We start from the raw sequence: 13,957 nt of genomic DNA, 5'->3' as shown, positions 1-13,957 counted from the left end.
CGTGATGGACACCCGCGGCTCACGCCCTGACCGAAATGAAGGAAATATCGCGTTATCTTGCAGAAGTACCCACGGGGCTCGTCCGTCCCCGACCCGGCGGACGAGCCCTGGCCGCCGAGCGGTCGCACATCCCGCGAGAGAAGCGATGATCCAGGCCATCGGACTGACCAGCAATCCCCGGCAGGAGTTGCCGCCCGCCGTCGACGACGTGTCCTTCGAGGCGCGAACAGGCCGTGTCACGGCACTGCTCGGCGCACAGGGCGCCGGCAAGACGACGGCGCTGAGGCTCATGCTCGAAATCCAACAGGGCCGAGGAGTCACCTACTTCAGAGGGCGTCCGCTGCACCGCATCACTCATCCGTCGCGCGAGGTGGGCGTCCTTCTGGGCGAGGTTCCGGGGCACCCCGGCCGCACGGTACGCGGTCAGCTGCGCATGTTGTGTGCCGCCGCCGGTGTGCCCGTCCAGCGCGCCGACGACGTACTCGAAGTCGTCGGCCTCGTCAGCCTCCGCGATCAGCGGCTCGGCACGCTCTCGCGCGGCATGGACCGCCGCCTCGGCCTGGGCTGCGCGCTGCTCGCCGACCCGCACACGCTCGTCCTCGACGGTCCTGCCGACGGGCTCTCTGCCCGCGAGGGCGGGTGGCTGCACGGGATTCTGCGCGCGCACGCCGCCCAGGGGGGAACCGTGCTCTTCTCCACAGCCGATGCCAAGGAGGCCGCACGGACGGCCGACCGGGTCGTCACGCTGGAAGCGGGCCGCCTGGTCGCAGACCAAGAAGCCGGGGACTTCGCCCGTACCCGGCTGCGCCCCCGGGTCGCGGTGCGCAGCCCGCACGCGGCACGCCTCGGCGCTCTGCTGTCCAAGGAGGCCCGTGTCGGGCAACGCTCCATCGAGGTGGTGAAGGAGGACGGCAACCGGCTTTCTGTGTACGGCAGCAATTGCGCCGACATCGGCGAGACGGCGTTCCGTCACGGAATCCTCGTCCATCAACTGGCCGACGAGATCGGAGATGCGGGGCCTGTGGCTGTGGCACCCGCAGCCGCGACCGAACCTGCACCCGGATCCGCACCTCCACGCGCGGAAGCCGATGCGCCGCCTGAGGCCGTGGTTCACGCCGAGGTTGAGGCGAGGGCGGAGCTTGAGCTCGACCCCGAACTTCAGTCCGACCCCGAGCTTGAGCCCGACCCCGAACTTCAGCCCGGCCCCGCCCTTGAGCCTGACCCCGAGCTTGAGCCCGGCCCCGAGGTCGTGTCCACGGCCAAGAACCTCATCCCGCTCACCCCCACGGACCCGGCCGCCGCCACGACTCCTCGGGCTTCTGGGACCCCCGAAACACCAGCCCCCTTGCCCTTGCCGCCCCCCATCTCGATCCGGCCCGCCCGCAGCCCCCTTCGCCCTCTGCGTTACGAACTGCGTCGCGCCGCCGGTGTCGGCACCGGCTACCTCACCACGGGCGCCGTGCTCGCCGTCTCCGCCGTCCTCTGCGTCTTCCTCGCCAGGACCGGTCACACGCCGCAGCCGCGCCTGTTGGCCGCCTGGCCCCAGGAACTTCCCTTGCCGCCCGCGGCGCTTGGCGCCGGACTGCTCGGCGCCCTCGCGTTCGGTGAGGAGTTCCGCCATCCCGCCCTCGCCGCCGACCGCGGCACCGTTCCCCGCCGTTTGGGGCTTCTCTGCGCCAAGTTGCTCGTGGCGGCGGGCACCGCGCTCCTCCTGAGCCTGCTCGTCCTGGTCTCCGACGCCGGCCTGCTCCACTTGGTATACGGAGAGGAGGCCGCGAAAGTTCCCGCTGACTGGCCTTCGCTGGGCGCGAGTTGGTTCGCTCTGGTTGCGGGGTGCGCCTGGGCGGGGGTGCTCGCCGGAGGAGTCTTCCGGTCCACGACCGCCGGTCTCGCCGCGGTTCTCGCCGTACCGATCGTCGTCGTACCGCTCGTACAGAAGGCCTTGGAGGGACCGTCTGTGCGATCGGCGGCGGGACTGCCGGGGAGGCTTCGTGATCTCGCGCTGGTGCAGTGGCCGTTCGGCGTGGAGCGATATCTGGCGGGGGGAGTGCGGATGGTCGCCCAACCTGTGGGGAGCGCACTGATGTTGTCCTTGACCGCTCTGCTCTGCGCCTATCTGCTCACGGGGATGCGCAGCAGGGTCCGATAGCGACCGCCGCGCGCTTCTGTTCCCGTGCTGCGCACAACTCCCCGGAGAACGCCCATTTCTTTCCGATAAGGCGTCAATTGCGGCGGGGTAAGCGATCACCCTTTCGTGTGCTTTTCACCAAAGACCTCAAGGGACTTGGGAGCCACGCCGACAAAGGATCCGTGAGTACCCTTGCGCACACCATGATGACCGCCGCCCGCTCCGCAGACTCCGGCCTCGCCGGTCCGGGCGAACTCGACCGCTACCCCTACGCAGAGGCCCCTGGTGCCGACCGCGTTGTCGCGCCCTCGTGGGACAGCGCCGACCAGGATCTCGGCCGCGTGGGCCGACGCACCGCAGGCAGCCGTGGCCGCGGGCTGCACGGCCAACTCGTCCAGCAGCTCGGCCAGATGATCGTCTCCGGCGACCTGGGCGCCGACCGCCCGCTGGTCCCCGAGGAGATCGGCCAGCGTTTCGAGGTCTCCCGCACCGTGGTCCGGGAATCGCTGCGCGTACTTGAAGCCAAGGGCCTGGTGAGCGCCAGGCCGAATGTCGGTACGCGCGTGCGGCCCGTCAGTGACTGGAACCTCCTGGACCCGGACATCATCGAGTGGCGCGCGTTCGGGCCGCAGCGCGACGACCAGCGCCGCGAACTCAGCGAGCTGCGCTGGACGATCGAGCCCCTCGCCGCCCGGCTCGCCGCGGGCCACGGCCGCGAGGAGGTGCAGCAGCGGCTCGCCGACATGGTCGAGATCATGGGCCACTCCCTGAGTCAGGGCGACGGCATCACCTTCTCCCGCGCCGACGCGGAGTTCCACTCGCTGCTCATCCAGCTCGCGAGCAACCGCATGCTGGAGCACCTGTCCGGCATCGTCTCGGCGGCGCTCCAGGTCTCGGGCGGCCCGATCACCGGCTGCGACCGCCCCACCGAGGCGTCCCTGGTCCACCACTCGCGCATCGTCGACGCCCTCGGCGCGGGCGACGGCCCCGGAGCCGAGGCCGCCATGCGCCAGCTGCTCACGGTCCACCCGGAGGTGGAGCGCGTCGTGCCCGCCCCCCGCGAGCACTGACGGGCCGCGGGTCTGCGTCCGGACGGCCGGCTGATGCGCCTCGCGGCCCGACCTCATCACTCCGTTGGCGCGGTACCGTCGCCGGGCCTCTGCGGGTTCCTCGGGGAACCGTCAGGGACCCGGCGACGTGGTCGTTACCGTCTGGAGGGCCGTCAGAGCCTAGATCTGGACGCTTCTGACCGTATCTGGCCGCTTTTGAGTGCTTACGGGGTGTGACTCGGGCCACGTAGATTGGGCGTAACGCTCCTCGGGGCAGCGCGATGACCTAAGAGGTGATAGCCGAGGAGGGAATACAGCAGTCGTTCGCGACGCTGTGTAGCTCCCCGGCCCGCCTGCGCCGTCGGCCCATCCCCAGTCGTCGGTCGTCGGTCCTGGTCCACAATGGACGGGGCCGGAAGCCGTTTTCCAACGTTCCGAGAGGTTGTTCGTGTCGGCCAGCACATCCCGTACGCTCCCGCCGGAGATCGCCGAATCCGTCTCTGTCATGGCGCTCATCGAGCGGGGAAAGGCTGATGGGCAGATCGCCGGCGATGACGTGCGTCGTGCCTTCGAAGCTGACCAGATTCCGGCCACTCAGTGGAAGAACGTTCTGCGCAGCCTCAACCAGATCCTCGAGGAAGAGGGTGTGACGCTGATGGTCAGTGCCGCGGAGCCGAAGCGCCCCCGCAAGAGCGTCGCAGCGAAGAGCCCGGCCAAGCGCACCGCGACCAAGACGGTCGCGGTCAAGACGGCCACGGCTAAGCAGGCCACCGCGACCGCCGCCCCCGAGGCGTCGGCCGCAGATGTCGCAGCTGAGGACGCGCCCGCGAAGAAGGTCGCAGCCAAGAAGACGACGGCCAAGAAGGCCGTCGCCAAGAAGACCGTCGCCAAGAAGGCAGCGGCAAAGAAGACGTCCAAGCAGGACGACGAGATGGTGGACGACGAGGCCACCGAGGAGACGCCCGCCAAGGGCAAGCCCGGTGAGGGCGAGTCCGCGGAAGAGGGTCCCCAGGCAGGCTTCGTGCTGTCCGACGAGGACGAGGACGACGCCCCGGCCCAGCAGGTCGCCGCGGCCGGTGCCACCGCCGACCCCGTCAAGGACTACCTGAAGCAGATCGGCAAGGTCCCGCTGCTCAACGCGGAGCAGGAGGTCGAGCTCGCCAAGCGCATCGAGGCCGGCCTGTTCGCCGAGGACAAGCTGGCGAACGCCGACAAGCTCGCGCCGAAGCTCAAGCGTGAGCTGGAGATCATCGCCGAGGACGGGCGCCGCGCCAAGAACCACCTCCTGGAGGCCAACCTCCGTCTGGTGGTCTCCCTGGCCAAGCGTTACACCGGCCGCGGCATGCTCTTCCTGGACCTCATCCAGGAGGGCAACCTCGGTCTGATCCGCGCGGTCGAGAAGTTCGACTACACCAAGGGCTACAAGTTCTCCACGTACGCCACCTGGTGGATCCGTCAGGCGATCACCCGCGCCATGGCCGACCAGGCCCGCACCATCCGTATCCCGGTGCACATGGTCGAGGTCATCAACAAGCTCGCGCGCGTGCAGCGTCAGATGCTCCAGGACCTGGGCCGTGAGCCCACCCCGGAGGAGCTGGCCAAGGAACTCGACATGACCCCGGAGAAGGTCATCGAGGTCCAGAAGTACGGCCGCGAGCCGATCTCCCTCCACACCCCCCTGGGTGAGGACGGCGACAGCGAGTTCGGTGACCTCATCGAGGACTCCGAAGCGGTCGTCCCGGCCGACGCGGTCAGCTTCACGCTCCTTCAGGAGCAGCTGCACTCGGTGCTCGACACCCTGTCCGAGCGTGAGGCGGGCGTGGTCTCCATGCGCTTCGGTCTCACCGACGGCCAGCCGAAGACGCTCGACGAGATCGGCAAGGTCTACGGAGTGACGCGTGAGCGCATCCGTCAGATCGAGTCGAAGACGATGTCGAAGCTGCGTCACCCGTCGCGTTCGCAGGTCCTGCGCGACTACCTCGACTAGTCACCAGCGCTCCACAAGGAAGACCCGAAGTCTCGTACGAGGCTTCGGGTCTTCTGTTTGTCCGATGTGTTCGCCCTGGCGAGGAATGTGCGTGGCGCGGGTGCGGGGCATGCCGCGCTGGATCACTGTGGGTGTGCCATGGCAACCCAGAGTGAGGAGATCGCATGCCTCGTCCTTTCGCCCGAACAATCACGGTGGCATTGGCCCTTGCCGCCCCGGTGGCGGTGCTGCCGCTGGCCGCTCCGGCCCCGGCGGCGGCCGACAGCGTCGTCATCGGGGGCAGTCCGGTCCGGGTGGCCGACAGCCCTTGGGTGGTGGCGCTGTCCAGCCGTGACCGGTTCGGGGGTACGCGCTCGGGACAGTTCTGCGGAGGCGTGGCGGTCGGGCGCTCGACGGTCCTCACCGCGGCGCACTGTCTGGGTGAGGAAGTCCTCGGAGTGCCGCTGCGCGAGATGAGTGACCTGAAGGTGATCGCCGGTCGGGAGGATCTGGGCACGTCGCAGGGGCGTGAGATTCCGGTGCGCGAGGCGTCGGTCAATCCGGAGTACGACAGCTACTCGAACTCCGGTGACGTCGCGGTGCTGGAGCTGGCGAGCCCGCTGCCCAAGGGCTACACGATCCGTATGGCGGGCGAGGGGGACCAGGCGTACGAGCCCGGCACCCGCGCGGCCGTCTACGGGTGGGGTGACACAACGGGGGCGGGTGATTACGCGCGTACGTTGCGCTCCGCGCATGTACGAGTACTGCCTGACTCCACATGCGGGGAGGCCTACCCGGGGAGTTCTGACGGAACGTACTCGGCCGCATCCATGCTGTGCGCGGGGGAACTTGAGGGCGGGCGGGACGCGTGCCAGGGGGACAGCGGCGGTCCGCTCGTCGCGCGCGGGCGGCTGATCGGCCTGGTTTCGTGGGGGAGCGGCTGTGGGCGGGCCGGGAGCCCCGGGGTCTATACGCGGATTTCGGGCGTCGCGCGGGACGTGCCTTTGGGCGGCTGACAGTACGGGAGTTGCCCGCGTGGCGAGTGCGGGGCGCCGCCAGGGGCCGCCGAGGAGGGGCCTGGGCGCCCGTCTAACGAGAGCGGGCGGCCGACCCTGGGGTTATCAGGGTCGGCCGCCCGGTCACCGGCCTGGCGTGCGCCGGATGGCTCGTCGTGGGTGCGAGGTGTCAGCGATCCTCGTCGGGGGTCTCCGGGACGGCCGTCAGCCGCTCCGTCTCGTCCTGTATCTCAGCGGCGATCTTCTTGAGTTCCGGCTCGAACTTGCGGCCGTGGTGGGCGCAGAAGAGCAGTTCACCGCCGCTCAACAGGACGACGCGCAGGTATGCCTGGGCGCCGCAGCGGTCGCAGCGATCAGCGGCCGTCAGGGGGCTCGCGGGGGTCAGAACAGTAGTCACGTCGCCTCTTCTCTAGCTCGACGAGCTGTCGTACCAGGGTCAACATCCAACCAGGCCGAAAACGTTCCCGCTCGTGGCTTTTCCTCGAAGTTTTTTCCGAGGCGGCTGTCTGCTGCCGGTTGGCGGCGAATGTGCCGTATTACGTCTCTTACGTGTCGTACGGTTTCGCGCTGTCTGTCAGGTCGGTCGTCCGCCGGCTGGGTTGCCGGTTGTTCATGAGGACGTGCCCGGAGCCTAAATGGTTCATGCCTGGAAGGGAACGTGACGTGCGCTTCACTCCATCGAGGGATCGAACAAGCGTACGGTGCTGGACTAGTGTGAGTCGAGACGAGGGTGGCGTGACAACGGCTCTACCAGGCCTCGGTACCCTCTGAGCGGCAACCGAAGCCGGGTCCTTACCCCAAGGGGCCCCTTTTGAAATTCAGCGAGGAGCGAACCGCGTGACCGCCGAGACGTCCGTGCCGTCCACAGCGTTGCTGACCGGAGCAGACCGGGACGGTTCCAACTACACCGCGCGGCACCTGCTCGTCCTGGAGGGGCTCGAGGCCGTTCGCAAGCGTCCGGGCATGTACATCGGGTCGACGGACAGCCGTGGCCTGCTGCACTGCCTCTGGGAGATCATCGACAACTCCGTCGATGAGGCCCTGGGCGGCTACTGCGACAACATCGAAGTCATCCTCCACGACGACGCCTCCGTAGAGGTCCGGGACAACGGCCGAGGCATCCCGGTGGATGTCGAGCCCAAGACCGGCCTCTCCGGAGTCGAGGTCGTCATGACGAAGCTGCATGCGGGCGGAAAGTTCGGCGGTGGCGCCTACGCTGCCTCCGGCGGCCTGCATGGCGTGGGTGCCTCCGTGGTGAATGCCCTGTCCGCGCGCCTCGACGTGGAGGTGGACCTCCACGGGCACACCCATGCGATCAGCTTCCGTCGTGGCGTCCCCGGGGCGTTCGCCAAGCCCGGCCCCGACGCCGACTTCGACTCGTCGGCCAAGCTGCGCAAGGCCAAGAAGATCCCCAAGACGCGCACCGGCACGCGCGTGCGCTACTGGGCCGACCGCCAGATCTTCCTCAAGGACGCCAGGCTCAACCTCGAGACGCTGCACCAGCGTGCCCGCCAGACCGCGTTCCTGGTGCCGGGCCTGACCATCGTCGTGCGCGACGAGTACGGGCTCGGAGAGGGCGGCACCAAGGGCGAGGAGTCCTTCCGCTTCGACGGCGGCATCAGCGAGTTCTGCGAGTACCTGGCCCAGGACAAGGCCGTCTGTGACGTCCTTCGCTTCACCGGCCAGGGCACCTTCAAGGAGACCGTCCCGGTCCTCGACGACCACGGCCAGATGACCCCCACCGAGGTCACCCGTGAGCTCGCCGTGGACGTCGCGCTGCGCTGGGGCACGGGTTACGACACGATGCTGCGGTCCTTCGTCAACATCATCGCCACCCCCAAGGGCGGCACCCATATGACGGGCTTCGAGCGCTCGCTCACCAAGACGATGAACGAGGTGCTGCGCTCTCAGAAGGTGCTGCGTGTCGCCGAGGACGACATCGTCAAGGACGACGCTCTGGAAGGGCTGACCGCGGTCGTCACGGTCCGCCTCGCGGAGCCGCAGTTCGAGGGTCAGACCAAGGAGGTGCTCGGCACCTCGGCGGCCAACCGCATCGTCGCCAACGTCATCGCCAAGGAGCTCAAGGCGTTCCTGACGTCGACCAAGCGCGACGCCAAGGCGCAGGCGCGCGCCGTGATGGAGAAGGCCGTCGCGGCGGCCCGCACGCGCATCGCGGCCCGTCAGCACAAGGACGCCCAGCGCCGGAAGACGGCCCTGGAGTCCTCCTCGCTGCCCGCCAAGCTCGCCGACTGCCGCAGCGACGACGTGGAGCGCAGCGAGCTCTTCATCGTCGAGGGCGACTCGGCCCTCGGCACCGCCAAGCTGGCGCGGAACTCCGAGTTCCAGGCCCTCCTGCCGATCCGCGGCAAGATTCTCAACGTTCAGAAGGCGTCCGTGACGGACATGCTGAAGAACGCCGAGTGCGGCGCGATCATCCAGGTCATAGGGGCAGGGTCCGGCCGGACCTTCGACATCGACGCGGCGCGCTACGGGAAGATCATTCTTCTCGTCGACGCCGATGTCGACGGCGCGCACATCCGGATTCTGCTGCTCACCCTCTTCCAGCGCTACATGCGCCCGATGGTGGAGGCGGGCCGGGTCTTCGCGGCCGTGCCGCCGCTGCACCGCATCGAGCTGGTCCAGCCGAAGAAGGGCCAGGACAAGTACGTCTACACGTACTCGGACAACGAGCTGCGCGAGACGCTCCTGGAGTTCCAGCGCAAGGGGATCCGGTTCAAGGACTCCATCCAGCGCTACAAGGGTCTGGGTGAGATGGACGCGGACCAGCTCGCGGAGACGACCATGGATCCCCGATACCGCACCCTGCGGCGGGTCAACATCGGCGACCTGGACGCCGCCGAGCAGGTCTTCGATCTGCTGATGGGCAATGACGTGGCGCCCCGCAAGGAGTTCATCACCAGCTCGGCGGCGACGCTGGACCGTTCGCGCATCGACGCGTAGCGCTCGCACGACGCCGGTGCGTTCCGCTCGTACGGAACGCACTCCACCCGTGGGTGGAGCCCTCGGCTCCACCCACGTTCCACCCCTGCTCCGATGTCTTGACCAGGTCTTTTCCGTAGCGTCGAAGGCGTTGATCCACCTCGGATCGACTTCGCACTTCCTCGATCCACGGAGGCCGTCATGTCCGGGCTCGCCAATGTTCTGGTGGTCTGCGCCGTCGTCGCCTTGGTGATCGTGCGCCAATTCAAGGCGCAGCAGATCACCTCGGACAGGCGCTGGTGGGTCATACCAGCCGCGCTGGTCTTCCTGGCCGTGCGCGAGCCCGGCGTGCTGGATCCCCATCACCAGGCGGCGGCCGTCGCCCTGCTCGGTGCGGAACTGCTGGTCGGTCTGGCCATCGGCTTCGGCTGGGCGCGGACCACGCACGTATGGACAGCGCCGGACGGCTCCGTCTGGGGCAAGGGGACCAGGGCCACGGCCATCGTCTGGGCCGTCGGGATCGGGCTGCGGCTCGGCCTGTTCGGCATCGGCGCACTGCTGGGTGTGCGGCAGGGCAGCGCCGCTCTGATGCTGGCTCTCGCGGCCACGCTGCTCGTCCGCAGCGGCATGCTGGCGCAGCGGGCGGGCCTGTTCCGCCCGGCGTACGGTGTTGCGGACGCGGCGTACGAGCCGATGCGGAAGGACCCCGTGTGATCTCGGACCGGTGGATGAGATGGCCCTTCCGGGAAGGACTCAGCCGGGAAGGACAGAGCGTCGGCCGGCTGTGGTTCGTCAGGGTCCTGCGGTTGGCGATCGCCGGCGGCCTGCTGTGGAACGTGTTCCATCACGACAGAGGCTGGCGCCTGGCGGCCGGTGTCGGTCTGGTCGTGCTGTGCGGCGGGCTTGCATGGGCGTTCTTGCGCGCCTCGTTCGACCACCGGCTGTGGCCATCGGTCACTCTGCTGGTTCTGCTGCTGGGGTGCGGATATGCCGCGCAGGCGGGCGACTGGAGAGTGCTGGCGCTCGTCCTGTGGTGCAGCGCGGCAGTCCTGGCTCTGGAGCGGCTTCCGCTGTTGGCGGCTGCAGGCTGCGTGACCTTGGCGATGGCGGCGTTCGCGGCGTACAACAACGACAACTGGGCCGTCACGGGCCTCATCGTCGTCGGGCTCGCGCTGGCCGGGTACACCCTGCGGCTCGACGCCGACGCGCGGGGCAACGCCCAGCGACTGCTCGCCCAGGAGCGGGCCGCCCGCACCGCCGAGGCCGAGACAGCCGCGCTGGCCGAGCGGTCCCGCATCGCCAGGGAGATCCACGACGTGCTCGCGCACAGCCTCTCCGCGCAGCTCGTCCACCTGGAGGCGGCACGCCTGCTGATCGAGGGGGAGGCGACACGCGAGCAGATACTCGAGCGGGTGGTGGCGGCACGGTCCATGGCCCGCGAAGGACTCGCGGAGACCCGGCAGGCGCTGTCCGCGCTGCGGGGCGAGATGACGCCGGTCGAGGACTTCCTGCGTGAACTGGTCACCTCGGACAAGGATTCGGTTTCCGTGACGGGCGCGCGGCGTGCCCTGCCCGCCGAGGCGTCCCAGGCGGTGCGCCGCGTCGCGCAGGAGGCCCTGACGAACGTCCGCAAGCATGCGCCGGGCGCCAAGGTGTTCGTGCGTCTCGCGTACGGGGAGGGCGAAGTGACCTTGGACGTAAGGGATTCGGGTGGATCGCCGGGCGAACTCGCCACCTCCGGGGCCGGGTACGGTCTGCTCGGAATGCGGGAGCGGGCCGAGCTGCTGGGCGGATCCCTGACGGCCGGTCCTGGTGAGGAAGGCTTCATCGTGACGCTGAAGGTGCCCACATGACGACGGAGGGCGGCGCCAAGGCGCCGGCGCGGGTGATCGTGGTCGACGACCAGACCGTGGTGCGCGAGGGCATCGTGATGCTGCTGGGGCTGCTGCCCGGTATCGAGGTCGTCGGTTCCGGGGGCGACGGCGAAGAGGCCGTCCGGCTCGTCGCCGAACTCGCCCCGGATGTCGTCCTGATGGATCTGCGCATGCCGCGGGTCGACGGTGCGGAGGCCACTCGTCGCATCCGGGCCGAGTATCCGGGAACGCAGGTCGTGGTCCTGACGACCTTCGCCGACGACGACTCGCTCTTCCCCGCGCTGAGAGCAGGCGCACGCGGCTATCTCACCAAGGACGCCGGCGGGGACGAGATCGTGCGGGCCGTGGAGGACGTGCTCTCGGGCGAGGCGGGGCTGTCGCCGCAGATCCAACGGCGGCTACTGGAGCGGCTGTCGGAGTCCGAGAAGCCCGCACCCCCGCCGGAGCCCCCCGACGGCCTCACCGCCCGCGAGACCGAAGTGCTCGTCCTGATCGCCGAGGGGATGACGAACCAGGAGATCGCCCGCGCGATGCAGGTTTCCACCGCGACGGTGAAGACGCACATCAACAATCTCTTCGCCAAGACGGGGCTCAAGGACCGTGCGCAGGCGGTGCGTTACGCCTATGGACACGGATTGGCCAAGCCGCCGAGCGCCAGGCGCTCTTGAAGGGGGACTTTGACGAGCTCCTTCACCTGATGGGGTGAACAGCGGGGAGAGAAGAGTCAGGGATCTTCCCGTTCTGTCCATCCTTGGGCACGCAGCCGAACAAGGCTGCGGACAAGGAGAGTTCGGTGGAGAAGCACGACGGGCGCGATGCCGGGCAGGCGCGGACCGGTGATCCGAGGGATCCCTGGTACGACGCCCTTGCTTCCGGCTGGGGCGAGTTGGACGGCACGGGCGCGCCGGCGCCCGTGCCGTCGCCCCGAGCCACGCCGGAGCGGAGCGCGAGCACGGCCGACATCTATCTGGAGGTTCAGCGCAGTGCTGCGTTCCAGGAGGTGCGGGGCCGGTATCGGCGGTTCGTCGTCCCCGGGGTGGCCGTCTTCTTCACCTGGTACGTGGCGTATGTCGTGATGGCGACGACGGCGCCTGGGCTGATGGCGCGGCCTGTCGCCGGGTCCGTGAACGTCGCGATGGTCGCGGGCCTCGGGCAGTTCCTCTCGACCTTCCTGCTGACCTGGGCGTATGCGCGCAACGCCCGGCTGAGGAGGGATCGTGCGGCGCTCGATCTGCGCTGGGCGGTGTTCGAGCAGAAGCGGGAGCAGGACCAGAAGCGTGACCGGGATCAGAAGCGTGAGCAGGACCAGAAGGAACGGGTTCTGGACCAGCGGGCGCACGGCCGGCGGAGCGAGCAGGAACTGGCCCGGGGGAGCGAGCGATGACCGGGGACCACCAGACGCTGGCACTGCTGTTGTTCGGCGTGTTCGTGGCCGTCACGCTCGCGATCACGACGTGGGTGAGCCGGAACCGACACGGCTCGGCGGAGGAGTTCTACGCGGGCGGACGGCTCTTCTCGCCCATGGAGAACGGTTTCGCCATCGCGGGCGACTACATGTCGGCCGCCTCCTTCCTCGGCATCGCCGGACTCATCGCGCTCGTCGGGTACGACGGGCTGCTCTACTCGGTGGGCTTCCTCGTCGCCTGGCTGGTCGTGCTGTTCCTGGTGGCCGAACTGGTGCGCAACTGCGGCCGGTTCACGCTCGCCGACGTGGTCGCCGCCCGGATGAGGGAGCGGCCCGTGCGCATCGCGTCGGGAACTTCCTCGGTCACCGTGTCCGTTCTCTATCTGGTGGCGCAGATGGTGGGGGCGGGCTCGCTGGTCGCGCTGCTGCTCGGCGGGACGAGCGGGGCGGCGCAGGCCTGGACGGTGATCGGCGTCGGCGCGCTCATGGTCATCTATGTGTCGTTGGGAGGGATGCGGGCCACCACCTGGATCCAGATCGTCAAGGCGGTCCTGTTGATGTGCGGCGCGATCGCGCTGACCGTGCTCGTCCTGGTGCGTTTCCACGGCGACTTCGACCAGTTGCTGCACACCGCGGCCGACCGCAGCGGACACGGCAGCCAATTCCTCGCGCCCGGGTTGAAGTACGGCGGTGACTGGACCTCGCGCCTGGACTTCATCAGCCTCGGCCTCGCGCTCGTCCTTGGCACGGCCGGTCTTCCGCACATCCTCTCCCGCTTCTACACGGTGCCGACCGCGCGCGCCGCCCGCCGCTCCGTCGTCTGGTCCATCGGTCTCATCGGCAGCTTCTATCTGATGACGATCGTGCTCGGCTTCGGCGCCGCCGCGATCGTGGGCTCCGATGCCGTGCGGGGATCGAATGCCGCGGGGAACACGGCAGTTCCGCTCCTCGCGCTCGATCTGGGAGGCGGCGCGGACTCGACAGGCGGAACGGTTCTGTTCGCCATCGTCGCCGCCATCGCCTTCGCCACGATCCTCGCCGTCGTCGCCGGGATCACGCTCGCCTCGTCGGCGTCCGTGGCCCATGACCTGTACGCGTCGCTGCGGCGCAAGCACGCGAAACCGCGCAGTGAGGTGGCGGTGGCGCGCCTCGCGGCTGCCGGAATCGGCGTGGTCGCGATCGGCCTGGGGCTGCTCGCCCGAGATCTCAACGTCGCGTTCCTGGTGGGCCTGGCCTTCGCGGTCGCCGCGTCCGCGAATCTACCCGTGCTGCTCTACTCGCTGTTCTGGCGGAACTTCACCACACGGGGAGCTGTCTGGTCCGTCTACGGCGGCCTGGTGCCCTCCCTGGTGCTCGTCGTGCTGTCACCCGTGGTCTCCGGCGAACCGAGCTCGCTCTTCCCGGGGATGGACTTCCAGTACTTCCCACTGGAGAACCCGGGCCTCGTCTCCATCCCGCTGGGCTTCCTCGCCGGATGGCTGGGCACCGTCACCTCGACGGAGCCCGCGGACGAAGCCAAGCACGCCGAGACCGAGGTGCGGTCGCTCACCGGGGCGGGAGCGGCCTAACCGCCGCACAG

General features: G+C 69.0%; 11 protein-coding genes. 10 read left to right on the top strand and 1 reads right to left on the bottom strand.

Annotated elements, in window-relative coordinates; genetic code table 11:
- The first annotated feature begins 145 nt into the window (after positions 1 to 145).
- The 4 genes from AC5P1C_RS02305 (at position 146) to AC5P1C_RS02290 (ending at position 6,159) form a co-directional block, all read left to right on the top strand.
- Complete coding sequence (locus tag AC5P1C_RS02305; protein ID WP_493863927.1) at positions 146 to 2,149, top strand: ATP-binding cassette domain-containing protein; 2,004 nt, start codon at positions 146 to 148, stop codon at positions 2,147 to 2,149.
- A gap of 161 nt (positions 2,150 to 2,310) precedes the next feature.
- Entirely contained in the window at positions 2,311 to 3,198 is an 888-nt protein-coding gene (locus AC5P1C_RS02300; RefSeq protein WP_493863926.1) for a FadR/GntR family transcriptional regulator, read from the top strand.
- A 421-nt stretch (positions 3,199 to 3,619) separates the two neighbouring features.
- Positions 3,620 to 5,164 (top strand): RNA polymerase sigma factor, encoded by a 1,545-nt coding sequence (locus tag AC5P1C_RS02295; RefSeq protein ID WP_493863925.1) that lies wholly within the window; start codon positions 3,620 to 3,622, stop codon positions 5,162 to 5,164.
- A 164-nt stretch (positions 5,165 to 5,328) separates the two neighbouring features.
- The gene (locus tag AC5P1C_RS02290) at positions 5,329 to 6,159 is read left to right on the top strand and encodes a S1 family peptidase (RefSeq protein WP_493863924.1); all 831 of its coding nucleotides are present in this window, start codon (positions 5,329 to 5,331) and stop codon (positions 6,157 to 6,159) included.
- A 169-nt stretch (positions 6,160 to 6,328) separates the two neighbouring features.
- Here AC5P1C_RS02290 and AC5P1C_RS02285 read toward each other — a convergent pair whose 3' ends face one another.
- Positions 6,329 to 6,556: a DUF7455 domain-containing protein gene (locus AC5P1C_RS02285; protein ID WP_493863923.1), complete on the bottom strand. Its 228-nt coding sequence runs from the start codon at positions 6,554 to 6,556 to the stop codon at positions 6,329 to 6,331.
- A gap of 440 nt (positions 6,557 to 6,996) precedes the next feature.
- Here AC5P1C_RS02285 and AC5P1C_RS02280 point away from each other — a divergent pair, with 440 nt between their 5' ends.
- From AC5P1C_RS02280 to AC5P1C_RS02255, 6 genes are all read left to right on the top strand, one after another.
- Positions 6,997 to 9,120 (top strand): DNA gyrase/topoisomerase IV subunit B, encoded by a 2,124-nt coding sequence (locus AC5P1C_RS02280; protein ID WP_493863922.1) that lies wholly within the window; start codon positions 6,997 to 6,999, stop codon positions 9,118 to 9,120.
- A gap of 180 nt (positions 9,121 to 9,300) precedes the next feature.
- Positions 9,301 to 9,813: a DUF1453 domain-containing protein gene (locus AC5P1C_RS02275; RefSeq protein WP_493863921.1), complete on the top strand. Its 513-nt coding sequence runs from the start codon at positions 9,301 to 9,303 to the stop codon at positions 9,811 to 9,813.
- Positions 9,810 to 10,952, top strand: a complete 1,143-nt coding sequence (locus AC5P1C_RS02270) for a sensor histidine kinase (protein WP_493863920.1) — start codon at positions 9,810 to 9,812, stop codon at positions 10,950 to 10,952. Before AC5P1C_RS02275 ends, AC5P1C_RS02270 begins: the two co-directional genes overlap by 4 nt.
- The gene (locus tag AC5P1C_RS02265) at positions 10,949 to 11,641 is read left to right on the top strand and encodes a response regulator transcription factor (protein WP_493863919.1); all 693 of its coding nucleotides are present in this window, start codon (positions 10,949 to 10,951) and stop codon (positions 11,639 to 11,641) included. The genes AC5P1C_RS02270 and AC5P1C_RS02265 overlap by 4 nt, the downstream gene beginning before the upstream one ends.
- 83 nt (positions 11,642 to 11,724) lie before the next feature.
- Entirely contained in the window at positions 11,725 to 12,357 is a 633-nt protein-coding gene (locus tag AC5P1C_RS02260; protein WP_493863918.1) for a DUF485 domain-containing protein, read from the top strand.
- Positions 12,354 to 13,946 carry a monocarboxylic acid transporter gene (locus AC5P1C_RS02255; protein ID WP_493863917.1) on the top strand — a complete coding sequence of 531 codons (1,593 nt, stop codon included), beginning with the start codon at positions 12,354 to 12,356 and terminating at the stop codon, positions 13,944 to 13,946. The genes AC5P1C_RS02260 and AC5P1C_RS02255 overlap by 4 nt, the downstream gene beginning before the upstream one ends.
- The last annotated feature ends 11 nt before the right edge of the window (positions 13,947 to 13,957 follow it).

It is taken from the genome of Streptomyces sp. A18 (assembly GCF_059026065.1).
The sequence above is the reverse complement of the archived record's forward strand: the minus strand, read 5'-3'. Positions and strand labels throughout refer to the sequence as shown.